Raw genomic sequence first — 26160 nt, 5'->3', positions numbered from 1 at the left:
TTCCGCAGACGTACAGCTGTGTTGTTGCTCCGCTTCTACGAGGATCAGCCACGACAGAATGCGTCATGCATAGCTTTCTGGGCCGACCAGGTCCAAACAGTCAGGACCTGGTCGGCCCAGCAGCAGTCAGCGTTCAACCACCAGATCGTAGGTTCCTGCAGGGTAATCCTTGCTGGATCGCTTGCCAGGGGCTGCAGGGGAACCAATCAGCACCCGCGCCACGGAACCGGCAGGGACGACCAGACGAAGCCTAACCCGGCCATCTTCTTCGAGCCGCCAGGACGATTCAGCCATGCCATGTGGCGTCAGATGGCGTGTCGAGGCTTTCGTCAACCCGCCACCGATTCGAGGATCGACCTCGAAAAGGCTCCACCCTGGTTCGAGAGCTCTTAAACCGCCGATTCGCTCGTGCATCCACTCGGCCACAGACCCCAGGGCATAGTGGTTGAAGGAGGTCATGCCGCCCGGGTTGATGGACCCGTCGGGCTGCATGGAATCCCAGCGCTCCCAAGTGGTCGTCGCTCCCATCTTCACTTGGTAGAGCCAGGAGGGGCACTCGGTCGACAGCAATAGGGAGTATGCCTCAGCATCATGCCCGGTCTCGCTCAAAGCTGGCAGGACGAATGGGGTGCCGGCGAAACCAGTGGAGACCTTGCCGCCTGATTCGCGCACCAGTTCCGCCAGCCGTTGGCCGGCAGCCTGCTTGAGTCCAGGCTCGGCATCGAACAACCCGAAAGCAATCGAAATCGCATAGGCGCACTGAGTATCGGAGGTCATGCGCATGTCTGGGCCATCGCCGGCCACAAACCGGTTCCGATAGCCGGCGACCATCCGCTCATGCAAGGAGCGGTAGTCGGCTGCCTCTGTCTGCTTCCCCAGAGCCTGGGCAATGCGTGAGGCATAGTCAACCGAACGGGCGAAGTAGGCAGTGGCCACCAGCTCCTTCTGTGTCATAGCCTGAGCAGGATCATCCGGCGGAGCGGTGGGATCCAGCCAGTCTCCAAGCTGACCCAGCACATAGTCAGGCCGACGATCCCAGACTCCGTCCGGCGATAGGTAAGCGCGCACTTCGTCTATCCATCCCCGCACCAGATCCCAGGATTCATCCAGAATATGCCGATCACCGCCCTCCATATAGAGGGTCCAAGGGACCGCTACGGCCGCATCTCCCCAGATAGCAATGGCTGCCGGCTTGGCCCAGACGCCCAGCGGTACAAAGGGTACGAAGAACGGTATGGTTCCATGAGCCTCCTGCTCAATGCGCACATCCTTCAACCAAGAGGAGAGGAAAGCCTGCACATCGTACAGGTAAGCGGCCGTCGGCGCGAAAAGATCGATATCTCCGGTCCAGCCCATGCGCTCGTCCCGCTGAGGACAGTCCGTGGGGATGGAGAGGAAATTGGAACGCATAGACCAAAGGACGTTGTCATGGAGCTTGTTCAGAAGTGGATTGGAGCTATCGAACCACCCGGTCCGCTCCATGGTGGAGTGGTAGACCCGGCAGTCGATGTCCTCGGTGGTCAGCTCTCCGGGCCAGCCCTCAATGCTGGCATAGCGGAAGGCATGCATGGCGAAGCGTGGCTCCCACCAGGCATCCTGTCCATTCGATATGTACTGATCATGCTCCTGCCCTCGGCGCAGGGTCCGTGTGGCCAGGGTACCGTCCTTCTCCAGCACCTCGGCATGGCGGATGGAGATCTGAGCACCCTCTGCCAACCCATGCATGTGCAAGCGCATCCGCTGACTGCAGTTCTGACCGAAGTCGATCAGCCAGGAGGAGGACTTCCCCGACCCTCCTGTACGGGTAATGGACACCGGCTGGTTCCGCCCCTGCATGCGTACGGACTGGAGCTCCGGATTCTCAATCTTGGCCGGATCATAGGGAACCTCAGCCACTGGCCGCCATGCTGAATCATCGAAACCTGGTCTGGACCAGCCAGGCTCCTCCAACCTGGCATCGTAGGTCTCCCCCTCATACAGGTCCGAGCACACGATCGGCCCCAGAGTAGTCTTCCAGGTGCGGTCCCAGGAGTTGGAGTAGATGTGGGTGATCGAGCCGTCTTCGCCCTCCACCTCCAACTGGGCGAACACTCCTATCCTGTCGCCATAGAAGTTTGCCATGCCGCCGTCGAAACCCAACCGGCCACGGTACCAGCCGTCGCCCAGCCAGAAGCCCATGGCATTAGCACCCTGCGACAACTGCTCTGTCACATCGTAGGTCCAGCACTCCAGACGGCGGCCATAAACAGTCCAGCCAGGCGTAAGCTCGTCTGATCCGACCCGAGCGCCGTTGATTTCAGCCTGGACCAGGCCCAGAGCAGACAGATAAAGCCTGGCGGACCTAGGCGCTGCAGGCAGCTCGAACTCCGCACGCACCAAGGGCAGATGACGATGGTCCGTTTCGGCCTCTGGCCAGGAGGGACCGACGAAGTCGGCGATGCGGTCCGTCACATCCAACCCGACATCAAAGTTGCGCTCTGGCGATGGTGCTCCAAGAGGCGCTCCGTCGGCATTGAGCATGGCAAGAACCACAAGCGCCCGTTCCCGCGAACGCAGGGGCTCAAAAGGCCAATCCAGAAACATATTGTCGCCTGCGTCGACTTCGGCTTCCTGCTGTACAGGATCACTGCCCGGCATCCTCCTGGTTAGGTTGATCGCTACCTTTGTCCCCTGCGGCGGCTGTTCCGAGTATGTCCAGGAAAGCCTAGGCCTGTGGCTGCCGATTCCCAGTACGTCACCGTGGTAATGCTCCACCTCAGGGGCACTGATGGCGATTGTCTGATCCGTATTCATATAACTTGACCTCCTTGTCTTGTATCTGTGCATTACCGCTGGGACCGTTCCCTGCGTTCCTCATCGGTGCCATACCGTGCCTGGAGCCTGATCATGATGGCTCCGGCGATGGCCTCGATGATCACCACCCCCGCGAAGCCCCACATGGTGGTTCGAATGGCAGAAGGCACGACCAGGGCAGGTGTAACCAGGGCGAACAGGCCACAGCACAGACGGGAGAAGCCGTTGATGAAACCCTGGATGGAGGCACGTATCTCGATGGGGAAGGATTCCTGAGTCCAGACCTTGTAGAGGGCTTCACCGGCCAGAGGGCTACCCAGATTCATGAAGGCGGTGGCGCCGACGATTACCCACAGGTTGGTGCCGCCAAGGGAAAGGGCGACCATGGCGATGAAGGTGATGATGATGCCTGCTACGAAGGCCTTGTTGCGGTATTTACCCCCGGCGATCGAAGCGAAGACGATGTTGAGGATCAGAGTCACGAAGTTGAGGATGATGCCCATACCGGTGGCCAGGGTCTGGGAGGCATGGGCATTGACCAGCATGAAAGTCTGGAACTGACCCCAGGTGTTGGCCAGCAGATTCCATCCCACATAGAAGATCAGGATTGCAGCAAAGAAACTCAGATACATCTTTTTGTTCGCGCCCATCATCACCTTGATCACCGAGACCTTTGCCCCGGTCTCAACCCCGGGCTCGGCTGCGTCGCGGCGATCAGCAGCCTCATGGAAGGCACGGAAGGTGGGCGAGCATGTGCGCCAGAGCCAGGCGATCACGGCAAAAACAGCTAGAATCACGAAGACCACACGGCCTCCTGCCGCCCCTTGCATTCTGGAAACCAGAAAAGCGCAGATGAAGGAGATGAACACGCCGACCTGCCAGTAGACCTGAGTGGTGGATACCAGGCGAGCCGCCAGCGAATCATTGGGAGCATCATGAGAGACGACGGTCATCGACACCGGCAGATCCGCGCCTGAGGCCACGCCTGCAATGACCACTCCGACCAGAAGCATGGCATAGGAGCCGGAGAATACGACGATGGCGGCCCCCACCGCATAGAGCAGATTGATCCAGTTGAAAAAGCGGACCCTGCCCACAGCGTCAGCGATGCGACCTCCGAAGAGGGATCCGAAGGCGATGGCGAAGGTCAAGGCACCCGACAGGACCCCCACCTGGCCATTGCTCAGCCCGAAACCCTGCTGCCAGACCGTGATGGTCGATGAGAGGCCCACAATGATGCCTGATCCCAGCATGGACCCGATGCCGGCGGCAACAGCCAGGGAGCCATAGCCTCCCAGCCCCTTGTCCGCGTTAGAAGTGCTGTCTGCCATATTTTTCTCCTCTGTCATTGAGGCGAGCGCCGGGCGCGACCTTGCATATCGAAGCCCAACACTGGTCATTTTTTATTTTTCATTTCATAAATAAGGCGAAAGACTGCCTTGTCATGGATTAATACTAACTCGCTTTTTGAAAATTTCAATCCTTGCCTCCAAACAAAGCCCGGCGCTACCGGCAGGTAAGCGTTAGGCTGGTTTTATGCGATAATCACGGTCAGCAGGAAGGAATCCGACACAATGTCGTCCGTACAAGACGCAGCCGTCCCGGCAGGCAGAGGCAAGGTCGGCGTTGCAGACATCGCCCAGAAAGCCGGGGTCTCGCTGGGCACTGTCTCCAATTATCTGAACTACCCTGACCGCGTCTCGCAGACTCTGAAAGAACGCATCAGCGCAGCAATAGACGAACTCGGCTATGTGCCCCGCCCAGCTCGTGGAGCCGCGGCCCTGACCGGACAGTCCACCATCGGCATCATCATGACCGATATCGAGCATTCCCTGTTCACCTCCGTATTCGAAGGGGCTCAGGAAATCTGCGAGGACAAGGACATGCAGCTGATAGGCACCAATGCTTATTCCGATTCGAAACGCCAGACCAGCCTGCTCAAGCTCTTCTACTCACTGGGCGTCAAGGGGGTTATTCTCTGCAGCGTAGTGGACTGCACCGCTGACTTGGAGTGGGCGGCCTCGGTCAAGCTGCCCGTAGTGCTGGTCGATCATGTGGAGCCCAGCAGCAAAACCAGGAACTGCAGCGTCCTGGAGAACAACCTCGCCGTAGGGCAGATGGCGACCAGGCATTTGCTGGAAGCTGGATGCCAACACATCGCCTTCGTATCCCACTCCTTCGACTATCAGTCCATATACGACCGCTATACGGGGGTTCAGCGGGCCATGCGAGAGCAGTCCCAGGCCAAGTTGTCAATCATCGACTCACACGGAATCATGATAGAAGACGGCTATGAGGTCGGCTGCGAGATCAGCCAGCTCCCGCCTACGACAGCCCCTGACGGCATCATTGCCGGCACCGATGTGCTCGGGGTGGGAATCATCAATGCCCTGCAGGAGAAGCACAGATATCGCGTACCCGACGACATCAAAATCATCGGCACCGAAGGTGCCCGCACGGGCAACTATCCCAAGGTCCCCTTGTCAGTCGTCGCTGCGCCCGGCGTCGACATGGGCCGCAAGGCCGCAGCCCTCTTGATGGACGAGTTCAGCAACTCCCGGCATGTACACGGCTCTGTATTGATTGAACCGATTCTGGTGGAGCGGGATTCAAGCCGGGCGGCATAATCTCGAGGAAAAGACATTCACCATGTTATGACCCTGCTTCATCATGGCCGCCCGGCAATGCCTGCCCTTACGGTATGCCATTCACGGCTGCTTCCCCGAAGACACTTCAGAGAAGGAATCATTGGCCACATATCGTTGGTACTTGCTCCGGGGTCTATCGGGAAGCGTCATGGAGAGTGCGTTTTCTACGAGCAGCGGCTCGATGTACCGCCTGCGGACGTAGTACTTGCCTAACCCCAGCGCATGCGCAACACTCTCGAGCGATTGGGGCTCCTTGCAGAAATCGAGAATCCTGTCTCGTATTCCAATGCTCTTCTTCGCAGGATCTGATACTGCGGTTCCGGACCAAGGAACGTTTGCTTCCGCCGCACCAGCACGCTCCGGCACAGAGTAGAAGCGCACAGTGAAGGAAGCCTGCCGATCCTGAAACTCTACAGGCTTATATCCATACTGTTTGGCCTCCTCACGGATAGCCGGAATCCCTGAGTGCCGATTCTCCGCAATCCCCTCAATCTCCAGCAGACTGACCAGAGTAGGGTTCCTGGTCTGACTGTTGGCAAAGCCCAAGTCGTTGATGCTCTGACCGCCATATACACCACCAGGATTCCAGCATTCAAGACGATCGGCAAAGAGCGTCAATCTGACCGGCGTTCCGTTGCAGTATGGGCCATAGTCACGATGCATCAATGCGTTGGTCAGGATTTCCCTGACTGCGGTTTCGGGATACTCGGGAATATCAGTGCGCACCCCATCCCTGATCACCGTTCTGGTTCTGCTGTTACGCCGCACGAAGGCCATGGCATCCTCAAGCATGCGATCGATGGACCCTTCAAAGCGCTGATTGTCAAGGAACCGCTCTCCCCCAAGACCAGTTCCGGCCTTGGTTCCCGGCACAACCACGGCGGTAATGCAGAGGTTCGGATACACCTGCTGCGGGTATTCGCCAAGGGTCATCAGACCTGCAAGAGTGGGAGATCCACGACGGCAGACACCTGATAGCTCCAGGATCTCGTCCTCATTCCTTCTGGCCAGGAGCGGGCGTTCCCGCTGTGCGCGACTAATGAAATCATGACGTTTTCCTGGGTTCAACATATCGGAATCGGCCTGAGGGTCTACCGATACATCGTCGCGCCGACCGTCCTTGAAAGTCTCGATCTCATACAGCTGCGTAGGCGTCATGCGGGCATCGGCATCCCCGATCCGGGTGTAGCTGCCTGCGCTGATGCCTGCTGTCTTACGGTAGACAGGCCTCTCGCCCATGGGTTTGCCGTTGATGTAAGCCGACACCACGGTCTTGCCGTCAATCAGGCTTTCGCTATAGACCGGTCTGACCTCGGGATACATCTCTTTGCCCTGTGCCGTTACCGCCTTTTCCAGCTCCTGCGCGTCATGGACGCCGACAACCTCAAATCCAAGACTTTCATCCAGCCCGAATACGATGATGCCGCCCTCGTTTTGGTTGGAAAACGACGACAGCGAGTCATACACCTTCGGAGTCCCCTGGCTGGCGGCTTTGACTTCTATCGATTGGCCTTCGCAACCCTTGCGCTGAATCGAACGCACAACCTCCTCCAGCGACAGATCGTTTTGTTCAGCGTCATCTGATTGTTGCATACAGGCCCCTACAAATTGATAATCTCTGTTATCTTTATCATACAGATTTACTAAAGAATGGCAAACTTTAGTAATTGATTACTAAAATAATCGCTAAAAATTGATGTTTTTATAATTATCAATCCATGATTAACACTATTTCCAGATCTTTATCACTGTGCAATTTTTAGTCGGACACCGAGTTGGCCGTGGCCGATATTCACCCCGCCTCATTCACTGCACCGGCAAAGATACCGTGACTACTGCGCCATTGCCATCGGTTGCATTCCCCAGGGTCAGGCGGCCTCCTGCACTCTCGACAGTTGACCGGGCGGCAGCCAGGCCGATGCCATGGTGGCCGCCGGAGCCGTGCCGACTGCTGTCAGCCTGATAGAGCCATTCCGTGGCGTGGGCCAGAGCCCGGCTGCTAAATCCTGGACCCTGGTCATGCACGGTCACGACCAAGGCTCGCCCGCCCTCCTGGCCATACTCCAGCTTCCATGTCAGCGTCACCAGACCATGGTCCGGCGAGTAGTCAGCCGCGTTGGCCACGATGTTCATGATCGCCCGGGCAAGGTCAACAGCATTACCGGAAACCTGGCCAGTCTCTGAACCCAGGCGGTCATCCCTCTCGAGTCGCAGACCCCGAGCATTGAGGTACCCCTGGGCCTGGTTGTCGACCATATCCCTCAAGGCAACTGTCGTGACCCCGGATCGCTCTGAAGCGGTGCCCATGGAACCCTGGCTGATGGCCTGGGCATAGTCGGCCATCTCACGGATGGCATCCTCAATGGAGTCCAGGTAGGACTGCTGCTCCTGGCTGAGCCCGGTCTCCCCCAGCAGGTCGGCGTTGCCTCGCATGATGGTCAGCGGCGTCTTCAAGTCGTGAGCCAGAGCCGCCACCTGCCGACGCTGGGACTCCTGGGCCGTCCAGGTCTTCTCCAGCGATTCCCTCAACGTGACGCGCATCCTGTCGAAGGACCCCAGCACCCGGTTGATCTCCAGCACGTTGCTGCAGGGCAGTGAGGCGTCCAGGTCCTGCCGCCCTATGTCGTCAGCCACCTGGTTGAAGACCTTGAGCTTGGACGATATGACATGGGCCGCCCGCAGCCCGACCAACAGGAGGGTGAGCAGCAAAGCGATCCCGTAAGACGCGAGCAGCAGGTTCTGGGGATTGGGATAGCGGTCCCGGGTCTGCCTTGACGCCCACTGCGGCTGAATCCGATAGGCCAGAACGCATGGCCGCCCATCGGCTGTGGCATAGACGACATAGGTCGCATCCGGCTTTGCGCGAGTGGCAAGGGGCCGTCCCGTCTTCTCTCTCCGCTCTTCCGATGGCTTAGATACGCTATGCGCCCGATGGTCGGCGGCCAGCTGATCGGCCTCGCTGGCCATGCCGCCCTTCATATCGCCCCCCACGGGATGCCCTTGACTGTCATAGGTTCGGTACCAGTAGGCGGCGGGAATCAGGGATTCGACAACAGTGGTCGTACGGCCAATGGAGCGCCCCACCTTCTCCAGATGCTGCTCGCCATAGTTGGCCCAGAAGAAGTCGCCCCTGGCCCCCAGGTTTATCCAGACCATATATATGCCGGCGAACAGCAGAGCCAGAATCAGCAGCACGTAGAGAAAGTATCTGATGATCAGCAGAACGATGGGCATTCCCCTGCGGCTTGGCCGGCCCCTGCCGTCGAGGCTCTGCTCCATCGGCGACTCGGGCGCGCCGTCAGTCAGGCCACCCATTGGTACCCCACTGACCAGATGGTCCTGATGGGGTCCACCCCCAGGGCTTTGAGCTTGCGCCGGGCATTGCTCAGATGCACTCTTACCGAAGCCGTGGCATCGCTGTCCGCATCGTCGGCGGCCGGATCATCCTCTGCGGCCAGGCAGGCCTCCCATATCTGCATGGGCGCGTAGGCCCGACCGGGATGTTCTGCCAGCAGGGCGCATATGCGGTATTCCGCATCCGTCAGATTGGCGTTGTGCCCGTCCACCCTGATCTGCCGCGCCTGAAGGTCCATGTCCAAGGATCCGAAATGCAAGAGCGGGCGCCCGCGCCGACTGCCCTGGGAAAGCCTCGCCCTGACCTTGGCTCGGAGCTCGGCAATGCCGAAGGGCTTGCGTATATAGTCGTCGGCACCCAGACCATAGGCCAGGACCGCACTGTCCTCATCGGTCTTGGCCGTCAGAAAGATGATCGGGCAGGACACCCGTTCCCTGATGGCAGCCAGGAGGGCAAAGCCGTCCATGTGAGGCATCATGACATCGCAGAGAATCAGGTCGACCGAGGACAGGTCCATGCTTACAACTTTCCGCGACTCGTTGACCACGGTCACGGCATAGCCGTCCTTGGACAGGGCCGCCATCAGCAGGGTGGTGATCCTTGGATCGTCATCCACCACCAGGATGGAGGCCCGATACCGATCGTCCCCGGGGGAACCTCCGGCGTGCACGTCAGCCACGATTGGCTCCTTTTCTGCGCTTAGCGACCCGGCCCAGCAACGTTTGAGAATGGACCTTTTGCAGGCCAGGATTCTTGTAAGCCTGATTTCTTGCAGGACGATTTTCTTGCAGGACAGATTCCTTACGGACCGGATGCCCTGCAATCCAGTCTAATCGCTGGCCTTTCGCCGATCCTCGAACCTGCCGATCCAGAGCAAGAGGGCCAGGCCCAAGGTCAGGGTGAGGACCAGACAGGGAACCAGATTATCCACAGCCGTCACGCCGATTGAGGCACGCAGGCCCTCCCCTCCCGGCATGGTCAAGGCCAGGGCCTGCTCGATCCCCAGGGAGCCGAACCTGGTAGGCCAGGTAAAGGGTATCCACCGGCTGATCCCGGGCGTGCTCGCGACACCGGATAAAGTACGGCTGTACAGGCCGTTGAAGAGGCCACCAAGGGAACTGATGGATACCCCGGTGCCAAGGACACCAATGGCGATGGTCGCATTCCGGCCGAAGCTCAGGGCCAGGGCGATGGAGAAAAGGTAGAGGCAGAGGGAACCGCCTGCCATGCCCAGGGTGGCGAGCGCGACGGCCGAGATTGGTGCGCCCAGTCCGCCAGCCAGAGCCATGGGCAGGCAGAATGCCAGAGCCGCCAAGGCCAGGGCCAGCAGACCCAGAAGCCAGAGCACCAGGACCTTGGCTGCCAGACCCAGACGGCGGCTGGGAATCCCCAGAAGGTTGGCCATGTCGCCGGCCTCACGCTCAGTCTCGATGTTTATGGCAACTACGATGGCAGCCATTAGGGGCATGAAAGCGCCTAGGACCTGAAAGAAGGCATCGGTCTCCAACCCGGGATCATAGGGGGCTGCGGCGAAGTAGGCACCGCAGACGAGTCCGGCCGCCAACCCGCAGACGACATGGATGGCGATAAGCACAGATCCGTGCAATCTCACGACTTCCGAGGCCACGACCCGGCCGACTGTCATCCCAGCCATGTCAGTTGGTCTCCTTCCGCGAGAACCAGATGCCCGTCAGGACGGACAGAAGCAGGAACCAGACCAGACCGGCCACCAAGGCCGTCAGGCTTTGCCCGCCGAAGACAGACAGCGCAGCCTTGATGGGACTGTTGTCTTCAGTCTCCAGGGGCACACCATCAGGCATGACCTTCATGAAGGGCACCGGCAGGTTGATCATGGCGGCGGGCGGCAGGAAGGGCCATAGCCGTTGGCTTCCCCAGAAGATGATTGAGACCAGCAGGTCCACCATGTAAGGCAGGCCGAACCCGATCAGAACGCCGAATCGGGCGGTCAGTGCCAGTCCAGTCGGTATCATCCAGGAGCAGGCCAGGACCAGCATCAGGGCGCTGACTACGAAATCAACTATGGAGGGGCCCTGGACCCTGGAGACGGCGACCATGACTGCCGAAAGGCCCAGAGCCAGCAAGGTAGCAAGGCCGACTAGAAGCAGGCAGTAGACGATCTTGGCCCACCAGACCATAACGGGCGCGGCAGGCAGGGCCAGAGTGGTCCTCCACCGTTGCTTTCCGTCGATGTTGGCCACGGCGACGCTTATCAGGGCAGTCATGGCCGGAAGGAGCAGAACATACCAGTAGTTGACCCAGGAGGGCATCCAGACGTGCAGTCCGAATGCGAAGCAAGCCACGATGACAATGAGCACCAGGGGGAAGGCCAAAGCCATTCGCCTAGGCGCAGCCGACCTGCCCTTCATGATCTCCGCTGCCAGGATCCTGCCGAAGGGGATGCCTCCTCCCCGTGTTCTAGCCTTTGTCACGGTTCGGGCGTCTGAAGTAGCCGTATCCTGCTGGATGAGTTCGTTGGCACTCCTCTTGTTCATCGCGACCTCCTGAGCACATCCATGAACAGCCCTTCCAGGTCCTCCCCGGCGTGCAGTTCATTCTCGTAGGCCAGGCGACCGTCGGCAATGATGCCGATGTGATCCGCCAGGATCGACACCTCGGAGAGGATATGGCTGGAGACAATTACGCTCATCCCCTGCTGCGGGAAACTGCGGATCATCCCCCTCAGCTCCTCGATCCCCAGCGGGTCCAGCCCGTTGGTGGGCTCGTCCAGGATCAGCAGACGAGGGTTGGTCAGGATGGCATTGGCTATCCCCAGGCGCTGTTTCATGCCTAGTGAGAACTGTCCAGCCTTCTTGGAGCCTGTATCGGTAAGTCCGGCAATGGAGAGCGCCTGGTCGATCCGCTCATCTGGCAGGCCGAAGAGGGTTGTGCGCACCTTGAGGTTCTGGCGGGCCGTCAGGTTGGGATAGACGGGCGGCTGCTCGATCAGGGCGCCGATGTCGTAGAGGTCCCGGCGCGACCAGGGGTGCCCGTCCAGGATCATGGATCCACCCGTGGGGTGCAGCATGCCTGTAACCATCTTCAGTGTGGTGGACTTGCCGGCCCCGTTTGGGCCCAGGAGCCCGTAGACTCCGCCCTCAGGAACATGCAGGGACACCTGGTCGACGGCCCGCTGTCCGTGGCCGAAGACCTTGGTCAGCCCCTCGGTCCGCAATATGTAACGCATGGTCAGCTCCTATTCGTTTCCTTGTGGCAGGAGCCAGACTAAAGACCGAAAATAAAGAAAGATAAAGAAGTCGAAACGGATTCTCACGCCGCCATAATGCCTTGTTAGACGAACACCTGAGACAGGAGGAGGGGTGCATGCACGCGCACAGCCCCTCCTGCCTTCCACGTCCGTTCACGGGACAGCCAATCGCCGCCGGTTTCAATCACAACCTCAGGTATGCGCCTGACCGTATTCTGCGCAGGGCCACTACAGAAGCCACCAGACCGATGACCACCTCCACCAGCCCCCTGACGGCCTCAGCAAGGAGGACCGCCGTCCAGGATAGGCCATAATCTCCCACGGCCTGAACCGTGACCCCCAAAGGGAGGATGGTTGCGAACCGACGAAGTGGGGCCGGGTAGGCTTCGGCAGGCACGACCACACCCACAGCCACCGGAAGGAGGACAGTGACCGCATTCAGCGGGGCGAGGGAATCCGCAGTCAGCAGGCCGAGGCCACCCACAAGGAGTCCCAAGGCCAAACCTGCAAATAGGGCGGTGGGCAGGAGGCTCAGGGCCCGGAGAAAATCGGACGGGCTGTGTCCGACATTCAGGACCAGGGTTCCGGCCAGGGCGACCAGCCCTGTGAACGAAGCAGCCATCACACCCGGAAGACCCAGACCAATCCAGTAGGCCAGGTCCATCGGACGACGTATCAGGACATGCGAGATGATTTCCTCCTCCCTGTCCATGGTCATACCGCTGGCCATGACGGTCGCCACCTGGCAGGCCGCAGCCACCAGACCACCGGTGTATCCGATGTCAGCCAGGGCGGGGGAGTTCAGGCTTCCTCCGAGCATGAGCTGGCAGGCCACGCCCAGGATGGGGACAACGACCAGGGATACCAGGAGGGCCAGGGGTCGGCCAGCAGGCATGGAAGAGCGCCAGCTGACATTGGCTACGGTAAGCATCCTATGAATCCAACTCACGGTCAGATCACCTCGATTGTGCCGTCACGCCTGGCTCTGGCCTCGGAAATGCCGGCAAGGCGGGCGGCCAGGCTGATCCACAGGAGGAGGGCCACCAGCCAGCAGGCCAGGTCCCACCAAAGAATGGAAGCACCCGGACCGGAGGCCATGCCACCTGCCCTCATGATGGACAGGACAGGCCGGGTCGGGATCAGATTCTTCAACCCCTCCCCCAGGTCAATCGCTCCCGCCTGACCCTCGAAGACCCCTGACAGAGCCATACAGGGAACAAGAACCAGGCCTTCATAGGCCGTGGCATATGGGGTCATCACAAAGAGACAGGCCACCGCCAGGGCCATGACCAGGGCCCCCAGCCAAATCAGAGGCACTCCCAGGACCAGGACCGGCCAATGCTCCCCCAGCTCGGCGGATGGGAGGGCACCCGGTCCTGGAATCAGCCAGGCCACACCGGCTAGAGGAAAAGCCAGCAGGCCAAAGGTGGCGGTTGAAGAGATCAGGGCCAGAATGGCAGGCCGGAGGCCGGACCTGCTGACCATGAGATGAACCAGGGTCCCCTTGCGCCGCTCGAAACCAATCAGACCTGCAGCGGAGGTGCAGGAGGTCCATAGACCCATGACGGCCGAACGGAGAAACCCCTGGTAGGGGTCGGATCCCCAGGCCCTGACCCCCAACCGTTGGACCAGGCAGGTTGAGAGGGTGGCTACCAGGAGGATCTCAATGAAGTAGGTGGTTCTGGTGTATTCGCGTAGTTGGAAGGCGGCCTCCCTGAACATCCTCATCATAGATTCGCCTCCGCACCTGGGCGGGCGGCCAGGGCCAGGAAAGCATCCTCCAGACCTGCAGGCCTGACCAGGAGGTCTGCCGGACAGTCGAGAGATCGGCCCACGAAGAACCGGGCCATTTCTCGTCTGAGACGGGTCGGCTCTGCACCGGCAGATCCCGACCCCTTCTCCGAGGCTCGCTTCCAGAGGATGGAGACCATCCAGTCGGGACCTGATGGCCGTGTGAGGACCACACCGCGCCGACCAACCCAGTCAATCAGGATACCGGGGTCGGACAACTGGTCCGGCCTCAGGGTGAAGGAAACCACCCAACCCACGTCGGCGAACCGCCGGACGACCTCCAGGGACCCATCAACCAGAATCCTGCCCGAATCGATGACGGCTATACGGTCGGCCAGTTCCTCCACCTCCTCCATGCCATGGCTGGTCAGAAGGATGCCCACCCCCGAATCCGCCACTGAACGGATCAGACTGCGGATGCGCAGGGCCGTGCCCGGGTCCAGGCCATCAGTCGGTTCGTCCAGGAGGAGGAGTCCGGGGGAACCCAAGAGTCCCCTTGCTATATGGAGGCGCTGGGTTTGGCCCCTCGAGAGCTCATATACTGCATGGCGCTCCTTACCGTTCAGACCCACCCCTTCCAGGACACGGCCGATTTCGCTGTCCCTCTGCCGGTAGGGCACATCGGCCAAGTCGGCGAAGAAGCGCATATTGGCCATCACCGTGGCCCTGGAGTAGAAACCCCTGTCGCCACCGAGCACCAGCCCCAATCTCTTCCGGGCCTGGCTCGGATCGGCCAGGGCATCCACCCCGTCCACGCTCACCTCGCCACGTGTAGGAGTTAGAAGTGTGGAAGCGATTTTGACCAGGGTGGTCTTGCCGGCCCCGTTCAGACCGACCAAGGCCTGTATCTTTCCCCGGTCCACCTTCAGACTGATGTCCGATAGGACTGTTTGGGGTCCCTCCTTCCTCCTACCTCGCCTTTCGGCGAAGGACCGCCAGACGTGGGAGAGGGCCAGGGCCGGACTCTCATCATCTCCGGCCTGCGGATACCTGCAGCCTTCACGTATACCTGTGTTGGAATGCTTGATGAAATCAATCAAAATAAATGCCGTTTCCGTGCTCAGTGCTTGCAAATCCATGTGCACCCAGACCGGAATCGAAATCAGAATCGAACCAATGCGGTCCGGAGTACCACGAGGGACGCCTCACAGGGGCGCCAGACCGGGCATAACGGAGTCGCCGCCCCTATGGGCGGCTTGAACCAGCGGGCCTACAGAGCCTAAAGGGCTTCAGAGGACCCTGCCCGGAATCAGCTTCTCGCAAAGGAAGCCGGCAGTCATATGACTTCACCATCCACTGATAATCAAAGGTCGCAGGGAATCGGGACCGCAAGGGCCCATCCCCATGCACGTATCCAGGCTCCCGCAGGAACCCGCTTGCCACTATACACCGGGCCGGGGTACGGTTCCCCGGCCGATGACGACGATCGCAGAGGACCGCCTTTATGCATCACGTCCAGTGTGAACCCGTCTGAAAAACCTTGATATACGCCGCACAGAAGTGGTTGGGAACCGTGTAAGGAGCGGCAGAGAAGACTGGGTTCATTAGGCTACCCATGCCCTTGATCAGAAAGACGCTGGGATCGGCATTTGCCTACCGCCTTTGCAGATGCTCCGTTTAACACATGCAACCAGGGAAATCAACTCTTTTCTTCCCGTCGCGCCGATGCTACATCTGGTATCTGGCTCTGGTGCACCATGCCAATTCGACAGCACGATCAAAGGAACCACATGCACATTCGACCGCTCCTTTCCCTCACTCGATTCAAGCGCACTATCGCAACCATCCTGGTGCTGGCAAGCGCCCTGTTCTTCCTGGGCGCCTGCGGATCGGGCTCGCAGGCAGGCCCGTCCAGCGGGTCAAAGGCCTCGGAAGGGCAAAGCTCCTTCCCCGTCAAGATCGATCACGTCTACGGCACCACCGCCATACCCTCCAAGCCCAAGCGCATCGCCACCGTCGGATGGGCCACTCCCGACAACCTCATCGCCTTGGGGGTCGTGCCGGTCAGCATCCAGAAGAATGCCTTCGGCAAGACCGTCGATGGAGGATACCTGACCTGGACCAAGGATGCCTTGGATGCCATGCATGTGGACAAGGCGGATATGCCCAAGCTGCATGACGAATCCGACGGCATCGATGTCGAGGCCATCGCCGCATCCAAACCCGATCTGATCATCGGCCTGCTCTCCGGCATGACCAAGAAGCAGTACGACACCTTGAGCAAGATCGCGCCCACCATCGCCTACCAGAAGGTGGCCTGGGGAGACCCCTGGCGCAAGGTCATCACCGCTACGGCCCAGGCCATCGGAGAACCCGAAAAGGGCAAGAAGCTGATAACCGACCTGGAGGAGCGCATCGCGAAGGCCGCCGAAGCCCACCCGGCCATCAAGGGGAAGACCGGGGCGGTCATGTATTTCGATGCCTCCAAGCTCTCCAAGTTCAGCGTCTACACCACCTCCGACGCCCGGCCGCAATTCCTGAACGACCTGGGCCTGGAGACTCCCGAATCCATCAAGGAGGACTCCAAGAGCACCAAGGACTTCTACAAGGAGATCTCCTCCGAGCATGCCGACAGGTACAAGGACGTCGACATCATCGTCACCTACGGCACCCCGGACCTGCTTGAAGCGATGCGCAAGGACCCCCTCCTCTCCAAGATTCCCGCAGTCGAGCGCGGATCCGTCGTGGTCATCGACAACGACAGCGAAATGGCCAACGCCCTTGACCCTTCAGCCCTGTCCATCCAGAAAACAACCGATACCTACGCCGGGCTTCTGGGCGAGGCTGCCGCCAAGGTCTGATTCGGCCCCGCAGGGAAGGGATGGAAAAGGAAGAGGGAGCGCCGATATGCGGTCAGAAATGACACCGCGCCCTGATACTCGACAGGCCGTCATGCATCGCAAGAGAACCGGACTCATGGTTTTGTCCGGGCTGATCCTGGCGGCTTGTCTGGTCATGATCTGCGCCCTGTCCCTGGTTTTCGGATCCCGTTCCGTCAGCCTTTCCGACATCCTCAATGCCCTGTCCGCCTCCTCGGATGACATCGCGGTCTCGGCCATCCGCCTGAGAATTCCCCGCACCGTCCTCGGCCTCCTGGTCGGTGCCGGGCTCGGGGTGGCCGGGACCCTGATGCAGGGCATATCACGCAACCCACTGGCGGACCCGTCGATTCTGGGTTTCAATACGGGGGCGGCCCTGGCGATCGTCTGCTCCATGGCCTTCTTCTCCCTATCGACGCCAGCCCAGTATGTCTGGGTGGGATTGCTGGGCAGCGCGATGACCGCACTGGTCGTCTGGGCTATAGGATCCCTGGGTCCATCCGGCCCATCGCCCCTGCGGCTGACCCTGGCCGGTGTCGTGATCAGTTCTGTACTGGGGTCCCTTACCTCCGCCATCCTTCTGCCGCGCGTCAACGTCATCAGCTCATATCGCTTCTGGCAGGTGGGCGGAATCTCGGGCGCCCGGTTCGACCTCATGATGCCGGTCCTGCCTCTTCTTGCTCTTGGGCTGCTGCTCGCCTTCTGCCTGACGCCCGGAATCAACGCTTTGACCCTGGGCGATCAGATGGCCGAGGGGCTGGGCATGCACGTCGGACGTGTCCGCAGCATGGCCTGGCTTGCGGCGATACTCCTCTGCGCCTCATGCACGGCACTAGCAGGTCCGATCGGCTTCGTCGGGCTGGTGGTTCCCCATGTGGCACGACTGCTCATAGGACCCGACTACAGGCGAATCATGGCCCTGAGCATCCTTATCGGTCCCATCTTGGTAGTTGGAGCTGACGTGGTAGGCAGGATAATCACCCGTCCATCCGATGTGGAAGTCGGCATCGTCACAGCGCTGATCGGAGCTCCCGTATTCGTGATTCTGGCCGGACGCAGAAGAACCGCGGAGGTATAGGCATGGATGCTTGTCTCCTTTATGATTCGGCTAAATCCGACACGATGACCAAACTGCAGCGGATACAACGGGCCCATGCCATTCGTTCGCTGACAGTTACCATCCTGCTTGTGATGCTCATAGTCGCTCTCGCGCTGGCCGATCTGGCCCTGGGACATCGTGCCTACTCCATGAGCGACCTGCTTGGAGTGGTTTGGGGGCAGTCAGACGAAGGCACCAGGTTCGTGATTCTCCAACTGCGCATGCCCCGGACACTAATTGGCTGTGTCGCCGGCATCGCATTCGGCATGGCCGGGATTGGTTTCCAGCATCTCCTGCGCAACATGATGGCCAGCCCGGACATCATCGGCATCACTGCCGGAGCCAACACTGCTGCCATCGTCGGCATTGTCGTATTGGGTCTGTCGGGCATGCCTCTGGCCTGCCTGGCGGTCATGGGTGGCCTCCTGACAGCCCTCCTGGTCATGGCCCTGGCCTGGCGCGGTTCGTTTGACCCGACCCGGTTGATACTGATCGGAATAGGAGTAGCCGCAGGGTTCAACGCACTGGGCTCCTGGCTGATGATTCGTAGCGACCAGTGGGACATCCAGGCTGCGACCAGATGGCTGACGGGCAGCCTGGCCGATGCCCAGTGGACCGATCTGCCGATACTGGCAACAACAACACTGCTCGGCGCCACGCTCTTGTTGGCACTCGACAGGAATGTCAGCACCCTACAGCTGGGACCGGAGATGGCCGCAGGACTGGGCGTCAGGGTAAGCCGTGTTCAGTTTCAGGTGATTATCGTAGGCGTGCTGCTCCTGTCCGTCGCAACAGCGACTACCGGTCCCATCTCCTTCGTGTCGTTCCTCTCCGGCCCCATCGCCACGGTCCTGGTCGGCCGGGGAGCATCAGCCCTTATCCAGTCAGGCCTGGTAGGAGGTTGCTTGGTTCTGGGTTCGGACATCGTCGCCCAACATCTGCCTACGGCCCAGGTGCCGGTCGGCATCATCACCAGCATTGTGGGCGGACCCGTCCTCATCGCGATCATGGTCCTCATGACCCGCAGACAGGAGCTCTGAACATCATGACGTCACCCCCGGCACACGACTCCTGGAGCAGCGCACACAGGCTGTCCGCCTCGCACCTGCGCCTCACCTATGGCGGGCATACGGTCATCGAGGATCTGAGTCTGGATATACCCCCACACACGATGGGGTCCATCATCGGACCCAACGGGTGCGGAAAATCAACCTTCCTCAAAGCCCTGGCCAGGATTTTGAAACCGGCCTCGGGGACCGTCATGCTGGACGGAGAACCCATCACCAGCATGCCCACCCGCAAGGTGGCGACGATTCTGGGGCTGCTGCCGCAGAACCCGTCAGCCCCCGCCGGCATCACCATCGCCGACCTGGTCGCTCGCGGCCGATACCCTCACCACCACTTCGTCGAACGGTGGACCACCAAGGATGAAAAAGCGGTGGAGCGGGCTCTCTCCCTGACCGGACTGACCAACATGGCGGGGTGTCCAATCGACCGCCTGTCCGGAGGCCAGCGCCAGCGCGCCTGGATCGCCCTGACCCTGGCCCAGGAGACCGACATACTCCTGCTCGACGAGCCGACCACTTACCTGGACATCGCCTACCAACTGGAGGTCCTTGACCTGCTGGGCACCCTGAACAGGCAGGAGGGCGTGACGGTGGTCATGGTTCTCCACGACCTGAACATGGCCGCCAGATACTCGGATTGGATCCTGGCCATCAAGGATGGCCAGATTGCCGCCCTGGGCGCTCCCGACGAGGTCATGACCGAGAACCTGGTCGGAGAGGTATTCGACATCGCATCCACCGTGGCGAAGGACGAATCCACCGGCGCCCCGATGATGACCCCGGCGCCCCTCCATAGCCTTGAAGCCCACTCTGGCGGGGCTCGTAATGTACACGTACACTGGGATGACTCGGCAGGACGACACCAGACAATCCGATGATGTAAAACCTCTCGTCCCGCCCTCCACATCACTTACCCCGACATCCCGAACCGCCAAGTCTCAAGCCACAAAGTCACAAACTGTCACAACCTGAACGACGACAACCCGACACCAAAATCGACCTATAAACCTCAACCGAAAGAGAACCAGCCATGGAACGCCAAGCCAACAATCATCCTGTACCCTTGATCCCCTTCCGTGTCTCCGTAGCCAGAGCAGAAACGCTCTCGCCCCATTTCAAGCGAATCGTCTTCCAGGGACCGGATCTGAAGATTTTTGCAGACGCCGGGTACGATGAGCGAATCAAAATCCTTTTACCCCTTCCCGACGGATCCGTGCCGCCCCCTTCCTTCTTTGAGGCGACCCCTGAGGATCCGCTCGCCTGGTACCAAAAGTGGAGGACCCTGCCCGCAGAGAGTCGCAATCCCATGCGCACCTATACGGTTCGCAAGGTCAGGCCCGAGAGCGAGCAAATAGATGTGGATTTCGTCATCCACGATCATGCCGGACCTGCTGGAGCCTTTGCAGAGGCTGCAAAACCTGGCGACCAGGCCATCATCATCGGCCCCAATGCACAGGCCGGGGGACCGGTCGCGGGGATGGATTTTCACCCAGGCCAATCCAGACATCTCCTCCTGGTGGGCGACGAAACGGCGGTACCGGCCATCGCCGCCATAATGGACAGCCTGATTCGTGACCACTGGCAGGGAGAAGGGGTGGCATTGATCGAAGTCCCGGCCGAAGAGGATCGTCTTCCGCTGCCCGAACTCGAAGGAATCCGCATAATTTGGACGACCTGCGACGAATCCGGTCATGGACATGCCCTTATCGAAGCCATGCGCAACCTCTTGGAGGACCTGCCGATCCATTCGCCTACGGCCGTAGCCGATGAATCCTCCAAGGAATTCACAGAGGTCGATATCGACAAAGAGCTGCTCTGGGAGACTGCCGATGCCACCCAAGCCGATGCCTCCATTCGTGCCGACGACCTGTACGCCTGGATCGCCGGAGAGGCGGCCACCGTCCGCGAGCTGAGGCGCATGCTGGTCAGAGACCGGGGAATGGACCGGCGCAGCGTCTCCTTCATGGGATATTGGCGCCAGGGCCGCAGTGAGATGTCCTGACCCTCCGACCCAGTGAGCGGGCGACCTGCCATGTGCAGACAACCCACTCCAGTCTTTCTTGACCTACGAATCAGAGAGTGATCACACGAACCCTTCTGACTATGTGAATATCAGACCATGGGTTGCCGAGTTGAACCTCGCCACAGCATCTTGCAGGACAGATGAAGAGAAACCACAGTCCTGCTTGCTACACGGCAGATTATACGGAAAGGAACCCGGCCCGGCCTGATGAGTCAGTTCCCGTCTGATGAACCGCAGTACTCCCGGAAGAAATTGGCGATCACCTGGTGACCATACTGGCTGCCGATGCTCTCGGGGTGGAACTGGACACCCTCCATGAGCGACCGGTTCCGCCTCAGACCCATAACATAGCCATCCAAAAGCGAGCGCGCGCTGATCTCCAGGTAGGCGACCTGACTGACCGAGGTCTCATCGGCAACCAGGGAATGGTATCTGGTCACGTCGAAAGTATCAGGCAGGCCCTCGAAGCAGCCCTTCCCGTCGTTTCTTATCCGGCTCACCTTGCCGTGCTGACGACTGGAGGCCCTGACCACCCGGGCTCCGGCATGTACCGCGATGGCCTGCATGCCCAAGCAGATGCCGAAGACCGGCTTCCTTCCTGCCACCTGATCAAGAAACTCCAGGTAGCCGCAGTCCTCCGGGCGGCCCGGTCCGGGGCCCAGAATGACCGCGTCGAAGGCGAGCGGGTCCACCTGCGTAAGGCGGTTCACCCGGACCATGGTCGTGTCGACGCCCAGCAGGTCCACGTAGTTCTTGACCACATAGACGAAACTGTCAAAAGCATCAACCAGCAAGACTTTCATGGGCCAGCTCCTTTCCGGTGATGGCCAGGTAGGCCGAACTCATCTTCTTCATGGTCTCCTGCCACTCGCTCTCAGGCTGGGAGTCCTCGACGATCCCGGCCGAGGCACGCAGGTGATAGCTGCCGGAATGGTAGGAGGCCGTCCGTATGCATAGCGCGGTCAGGACCAGACCATCGAATCCTAGGAAACCCACTGCTCCGGCATACACCCCACGCGAACTGACCTCGGTCTCCTCAATGATTTCCACGGCACGTACCTTGGGGGTTCCTGTCATGGTACCGGCGGGGAAAGCGGCCGAGAAGACGTCGTACTTGTCCAGGCCAGGCCGGATCCGGCCGACCACATCCGAAACCATATGAATGACGTGGGAGTAGACCTCGGTGGTCATCAACCGGTCCACCTCCAAGGATTCGGGTGTGCAGCACCTGGCTACATCGTTGCGACCCAGGTCCACCAGCATCAGGTGCTCGGCCCGCTCCTTGGGGTCGCCGGTCAGCTGCCTGATAGCCGCCTGGCGCGCCTCCTCACCTCCGGGATTGCCGACCGTGCCGGCGATGGGCCGCAGGGTTATGTCACCATCTGGGGTCAACCCAATGAAAAGCTCGGGACTGGCTCCGATGACATGCACCCCTTGGGGAGTCACGAAGTAATACATATAGGGGGATGGATCCTGCAGACGCAGTCGCTGATAGACCTGGAAGGGCGGAATGCGGGAATCCACCTCGATCTCATGCCCGAGCTGGAGCTGATAAACATCACCCTCGGCTATGTGCTCCTTGCCCTTGGCAAACCATTGATAAAAACGATCCCGATCGATTGTGTCATGGGCCTCGTATGGATAGTCCGGCCCGATGCCACCCTGAATGCCGGTACGAGTAGCATCCGATTCAGAAGTTTGCCCCGGCGTTGCGTCGGATTGCAGCAACTCCAGCGAATCTTCTAACAGCGCAGATCCATGCCTGGTCTCCCCGCTGTCGGTTGCCATATTCTGGATCTGTGGACCAGACTGTGCAGAAGATCCGCACTCTCGCAAATTTTCCTCGCCCCCTGGAATGCCACACTCAGCAGTGTCCTCTTCGACATGAATTAAAGTAGCGCAGTGGTCGCCGGCCTTCAGATCCAAGGTGATGATTCCCCGATAAAGTGTCAACGAGATGACCGGCAAGGCCGCGTCCCTTGGTATATGCTCCTCCAGATCCTCAATCATGAAGATGGTGTCATACCCGAAGTAGCCGAACCAGCCCATCCCGAAAGGGCCTTTGTGGTCACCGCTGATGGCGAAGGAGGATTCCAGCCGCCTCAGCACTGCAAAGACCTCCTTGATGTCGGGGGCCGGATGGTCTACCACCCCCTGCTCAATCCGGCCAACTGTCTCCAGGATTCCTGTCAGTTGAGCATTGTCCAAAGGATCGATGGTCATGACATGGTCCGTCACACTCAGGGTCAGCATTGGCTCGAACCCGATGGCTGAGCGATTCCGGTCCTTATCTGGGCCACTTAGAGACTCCAGGAGGAAAAGCTGATCTTCCCGATACCTGGTGCACAGCCGTCTGTAGATGGCCAGAGCATCGAGGTCACTGGAGAATCGGCGGGATTCCATGGTTACGTTGATAGTCATTAGGGCACTTCCTAGGTCAGGTACTGCGGTTTGGAGCGGCAGCGATACCTCACCTGATGCCGTTTCAGCGCGCCATGGATATGGATTTCCTGTGGCAGCATGTCCGCAGATAATAAAAGAGCAACCTCAAACATCGAGGTAAAGAGGTAAATACAGGAATTAGAAGAAGAACCGGCTAAAAATCAACGCCATCGGGCATCGACATAGAAGAAGACACCCTTGGGCAGCCAGGGCTGCAGTGATGTCGTTTTCTCCATGGCCACGATGCTAGAGCAGCAGGTTGCAAACGCCCAACCGGCATCCATAATCCGGACATTTTTAGACCGAAGGCCGTTCACCCGCCAACGGTGTTGCGGAAGATATGCCCATCATACCCATCATGCCCAACGGAATTCTGTCCACACCCTTATAGAGAAGAACCGGGCCCAGGAATAAATCCCAGACCCGGTTCTCTCAATGAGTAGCTCGGAAGATCAGTCCTCGTCCTCAGCCACGCGGGAGTGGCTGTAGATCATCTTCATGGAGCAGATGAAGAGCACCAAGCCCAGCAGGATGATCACGCCGCCGATCATGAAGACATTGGCGTAGGTCGAGGCCAGGCCCTGCGCAGTGCCGGCCAGGCTGCCCGAACCCATGGATCCGTTGGCCATGAGCTGGCCGAAGAGGGCGACGCCGACAGAGCCGGTGATGGCCTGCAGGAGGTCGTTGAAACCGAGCACACGGCCGGACTCCTCAGGAGCCACGGTCAGGGTCGCCGTGTCAACGATGGGCTGGTAGAAGAAGGAGGTGCCGAAGTAGTAGATGCAGGGCGCTACAGCCAGGGCCCAGATCTTGCCGGCGGGAATCAGGAAAGCAATGGCGATCAGGCCGCCGCCCATGCAGGCCAGAGCCAGGATGACCGAAGCCTTGCGCCCGATCTTCTGGATGATAGGCCCGGCAGCGAATCCCATGATGCCAGCAAGGATGATGGACCAGACCAGCAGGTTGGAGACCTTGGAGGAGTCGATGCCGTACACGTTCAGACCAATGGCGTTGACGCCGGCGTTCAGGGTGTAGCTGAAGAAGTAGCCGACGAAGATGACGGTCATGGTCATGGCGAAGGCCGGGTTGGTCAGCATCTTCGGAGTGATGAAGGGGTTGCTGGCCTTGTTGACGTAGACCAGGAAGGCCACCAGGGTCACGATGCAGGCGATGCCCCAGCCCCAGTTGATGTCGGTGAAGAACATGGTCACTGAAGCGGCGAACAGTCCAATTAGCGTGAAGCCGATTCCGTCGATCTTTACGCCAGCGGCATGCTGGTCGGGCAGGTTCTTGGCCAGAACAGGAATGAAGAAGACGGCCAGGATGCCCACGCCGAAGAGCCAGCGCCAGTCAAGCAGGGTCATGTAGCCGGCCAGGAAGACTCCCAGGGCGGCGGCGAAGCGGAAGACCGCGACGAAGACGCCGTACCAGAGCACGCGCTTCTTTTTCTCCACATACTTGGAGACCAGAACAAGGAAGATGGATCCGGAAACCTGCCAGCCGGCCGACTGCACCACGCGGGCGGCGATGACGATCCAGATGCTGAAGGTGCCGAAGCACCCCAGAATCGACCCCAGAACGAAGACGATCGTGCCCAGGATCATCATCTTCTTCAGGGAGACGAAATCGCCCAGGGAGCCGTAGATGACACAGACGATTCCCAGGATGATGCCGGGCAGTGAGGTGATCAGCGGAGCCAGATTGGCCTGGTTGAGCTGCTTGCCGATGTTCACGTAGATCATGCCGAAGGCCTGCTGCTGGAGCACGCCCAGGGTGAAGATGATCAGGACCACCGGGATGGCCACGCGGGCCATCTTGTTCATTTTCGCGAACTCGGGAGTCCCCTCCTCGGGAACGGGTATGCCGTTCTTCTGCTCCTCGGAGACAGTTGACTCACTCATTTTTTCCTTAGTTTCCTTTCGGTTCTTCTCAATACGGAAGCTACTGGCGGCGGACTCGGCCGACCCTGTCGACAAAGGCGGAGCGGAATCCGTCCACATCCACGTCCACGCAGACGCTGGCGTTGGCCTTGCCGCCCAGGATGCCGTCGTAATCGACCACCGTGGCGCCCAGGGTGAGCGGACTGGAGATTTCGACATCCACGAAAGCCTGGCGCATGGTGAACAGGTCGGGCTGGATCAGGACCATGGCGGCCGAAGGGTCGTACATCTTGATCCCCTCTTCGATGTGGCCGCCGTCATAGGACCGGAAGAGGGAGGCGACCATGCCGCCCACTTCGCCGGCTGCATCCAGATCGTCCAGGTCGCCTGCGACCAGATGGGCCTTCCGACCGATGTCCAGGCCGACCATGGTCACAGGCAGCCCGCTGCGGAAGACCATCCTGGCGGCCTCAGGATCGACGGAGATGTTGAACTCGCCATAGACCCCGATGTTGCCGCGTCCGGTGGAGCCTCCCATCATGACGATCCGGTCGATATGGTCCTTGACCTCCGGGAAGGTGGCCAGCAGCAGGGCGATGTTGGTCAGAGGGCCCAGGGTCAGGATGGTGACTGGCTCATCGCTCTCCAGCAGCACCCGCCGCTCCTCCAGGACCGCATTGTTCTCGGTCAGCAGGCTGGCGTCCGGCTCAGGGAAGACGAATGACCCCATCCCTGACTTGCCGTGGGCTTCGGTGGCGAACCTGTTGTCACGCATGAGCGGGGCCGCAGCGCCACGGGCCACGGGGATGTGCCTGCCCAGGAAGGTCAGCAGCTTCAGGGCATTGTTGGTTGTGTGGCCGATGCCCACATTGCCGGACACCGAGGCTATCAGCCTGATGTCGAAGCTGGGCTCGTCGACCAGCATCGTAATGGCCGCAGCATCATCGATGCCAGGATCCGTGTCGATGATCAGTGGTCTGGTCATTGCTTCACTCCTTTTGCTCTTGTCGTGTCCAA

At 60.0% G+C, this 26160-nt stretch carries 21 protein-coding genes; 6 read left to right on the top strand and 15 right to left on the bottom strand.

Going from position 1 to position 26160, the window contains the following annotated elements; all coding sequences use genetic code 11:
- Positions 1-126: 126 nt before the first annotated feature.
- Both ACUIAF_RS06860 and ACUIAF_RS06855 read right to left on the bottom strand, forming a co-directional pair.
- On the bottom strand, positions 127-2793 hold the full coding sequence (locus ACUIAF_RS06860; protein WP_110417765.1) for an alpha-L-rhamnosidase: 2667 nt from the start codon (positions 2791-2793) through the stop codon (positions 127-129).
- 32 nt (positions 2794-2825) lie between these two features.
- Positions 2826-4124, bottom strand: coding sequence for an MFS transporter (locus tag ACUIAF_RS06855; RefSeq protein WP_110417766.1), 1299 nt, complete (start codon positions 4122-4124; stop codon positions 2826-2828).
- A 243-nt stretch (positions 4125-4367) separates the two neighbouring features.
- Here ACUIAF_RS06855 and ACUIAF_RS06850 point away from each other — a divergent pair, with 243 nt between their 5' ends.
- Complete coding sequence (locus tag ACUIAF_RS06850) at positions 4368-5420, top strand: LacI family DNA-binding transcriptional regulator (RefSeq protein WP_110417767.1); 1053 nt, start codon at positions 4368-4370, stop codon at positions 5418-5420.
- Between the two features lie 81 nt (positions 5421-5501).
- On the opposite strand, the gene ACUIAF_RS06845 is transcribed toward ACUIAF_RS06850, so the two are convergent.
- The 9 genes from ACUIAF_RS06845 to ACUIAF_RS06805 all read right to left on the bottom strand — a co-directional run bounded on the left by ACUIAF_RS06845 (position 5502) and on the right by ACUIAF_RS06805 (position 14892).
- The gene (locus ACUIAF_RS06845; RefSeq protein WP_110417768.1) at positions 5502-7034 is read right to left on the bottom strand and encodes an ATP-binding protein; all 1533 of its coding nucleotides are present in this window, start codon (positions 7032-7034) and stop codon (positions 5502-5504) included.
- Between the two features lie 213 nt (positions 7035-7247).
- Positions 7248-8756 carry a sensor histidine kinase gene (locus ACUIAF_RS06840; protein ID WP_110413569.1) on the bottom strand — a complete coding sequence of 503 codons (1509 nt, stop codon included), beginning with the start codon at positions 8754-8756 and terminating at the stop codon, positions 7248-7250.
- Complete coding sequence (locus ACUIAF_RS06835; RefSeq protein WP_110413570.1) at positions 8744-9475, bottom strand: response regulator transcription factor; 732 nt, start codon at positions 9473-9475, stop codon at positions 8744-8746. The genes ACUIAF_RS06840 and ACUIAF_RS06835 overlap by 13 nt, the downstream gene beginning before the upstream one ends.
- 150 nt (positions 9476-9625) lie before the next feature.
- The gene (locus ACUIAF_RS06830; RefSeq protein WP_110413571.1) at positions 9626-10450 is read right to left on the bottom strand and encodes an ABC transporter permease; all 825 of its coding nucleotides are present in this window, start codon (positions 10448-10450) and stop codon (positions 9626-9628) included.
- Between the two features lies 1 nt (position 10451).
- The gene (locus ACUIAF_RS06825; RefSeq protein ID WP_110417769.1) at positions 10452-11309 is read right to left on the bottom strand and encodes a hypothetical protein; all 858 of its coding nucleotides are present in this window, start codon (positions 11307-11309) and stop codon (positions 10452-10454) included.
- Positions 11306-12001 carry a lantibiotic protection ABC transporter ATP-binding protein gene (locus ACUIAF_RS06820; RefSeq protein ID WP_445338322.1) on the bottom strand — a complete coding sequence of 232 codons (696 nt, stop codon included), beginning with the start codon at positions 11999-12001 and terminating at the stop codon, positions 11306-11308. The genes ACUIAF_RS06825 and ACUIAF_RS06820 overlap by 4 nt, the downstream gene beginning before the upstream one ends.
- Positions 12002-12206: 205 nt before the next feature.
- Positions 12207-12971, bottom strand: a complete 765-nt coding sequence (locus ACUIAF_RS06815) for a hypothetical protein (RefSeq protein ID WP_445338321.1) — start codon at positions 12969-12971, stop codon at positions 12207-12209.
- Between the two features lie 2 nt (positions 12972-12973).
- Positions 12974-13753, bottom strand: a complete 780-nt coding sequence (locus ACUIAF_RS06810; RefSeq protein WP_445338319.1) for a multidrug ABC transporter permease — start codon at positions 13751-13753, stop codon at positions 12974-12976.
- A complete protein-coding gene (locus ACUIAF_RS06805) occupies positions 13750-14892 on the bottom strand; it encodes an ABC transporter ATP-binding protein (RefSeq protein WP_445338317.1) in 1143 nt (380 codons plus the stop codon). Before ACUIAF_RS06805 ends, ACUIAF_RS06810 begins: the two co-directional genes overlap by 4 nt.
- Positions 14893-15543: 651 nt before the next feature.
- Here ACUIAF_RS06805 and ACUIAF_RS06800 point away from each other — a divergent pair.
- The 5 genes from ACUIAF_RS06800 (at position 15544) to ACUIAF_RS06780 (ending at position 20800) form a co-directional block, all read left to right on the top strand.
- Positions 15544-16614 (top strand): iron-siderophore ABC transporter substrate-binding protein, encoded by a 1071-nt coding sequence (locus tag ACUIAF_RS06800; RefSeq protein ID WP_445338316.1) that lies wholly within the window; start codon positions 15544-15546, stop codon positions 16612-16614.
- A 91-nt stretch (positions 16615-16705) separates the two neighbouring features.
- Positions 16706-17710, top strand: coding sequence for a FecCD family ABC transporter permease (locus ACUIAF_RS06795; protein WP_445338314.1), 1005 nt, complete (start codon positions 16706-16708; stop codon positions 17708-17710).
- Positions 17711-17754: 44 nt separating this feature from the next.
- Positions 17755-18771 carry a FecCD family ABC transporter permease gene (locus ACUIAF_RS06790; protein ID WP_445338312.1) on the top strand — a complete coding sequence of 339 codons (1017 nt, stop codon included), beginning with the start codon at positions 17755-17757 and terminating at the stop codon, positions 18769-18771.
- Between the two features lie 5 nt (positions 18772-18776).
- Positions 18777-19676, top strand: coding sequence for an ABC transporter ATP-binding protein (locus tag ACUIAF_RS06785; protein ID WP_445338311.1), 900 nt, complete (start codon positions 18777-18779; stop codon positions 19674-19676).
- A gap of 152 nt (positions 19677-19828) precedes the next feature.
- Positions 19829-20800, top strand: coding sequence for a siderophore-interacting protein (locus ACUIAF_RS06780; RefSeq protein ID WP_445338309.1), 972 nt, complete (start codon positions 19829-19831; stop codon positions 20798-20800).
- Between the two features lie 233 nt (positions 20801-21033).
- On the opposite strand, the gene ACUIAF_RS06775 is transcribed toward ACUIAF_RS06780, so the two are convergent.
- The 4 genes from ACUIAF_RS06775 to ACUIAF_RS06760 form a co-directional block, all read right to left on the bottom strand.
- On the bottom strand, positions 21034-21624 hold the full coding sequence (locus ACUIAF_RS06775) for an anthranilate synthase component II (protein WP_445338307.1): 591 nt from the start codon (positions 21622-21624) through the stop codon (positions 21034-21036).
- A complete protein-coding gene (locus ACUIAF_RS06770) occupies positions 21605-23242 on the bottom strand; it encodes an anthranilate synthase component I family protein (RefSeq protein ID WP_445338305.1) in 1638 nt (545 codons plus the stop codon). The genes ACUIAF_RS06775 and ACUIAF_RS06770 overlap by 20 nt, the downstream gene beginning before the upstream one ends.
- A gap of 473 nt (positions 23243-23715) precedes the next feature.
- Positions 23716-25164 carry an MFS transporter gene (locus ACUIAF_RS06765; protein ID WP_015022602.1) on the bottom strand — a complete coding sequence of 483 codons (1449 nt, stop codon included), beginning with the start codon at positions 25162-25164 and terminating at the stop codon, positions 23716-23718.
- 40 nt (positions 25165-25204) lie between these two features.
- Complete coding sequence (locus ACUIAF_RS06760) at positions 25205-26128, bottom strand: nucleoside hydrolase (RefSeq protein ID WP_445338303.1); 924 nt, start codon at positions 26126-26128, stop codon at positions 25205-25207.
- Positions 26129-26160 lie beyond the last annotated feature (32 nt).

The sequence above is a fragment of the Bifidobacterium sp. ESL0822 genome (genome assembly GCF_052606675.1).
This window is presented reverse-complemented; position numbering and strand designations above follow the sequence as displayed.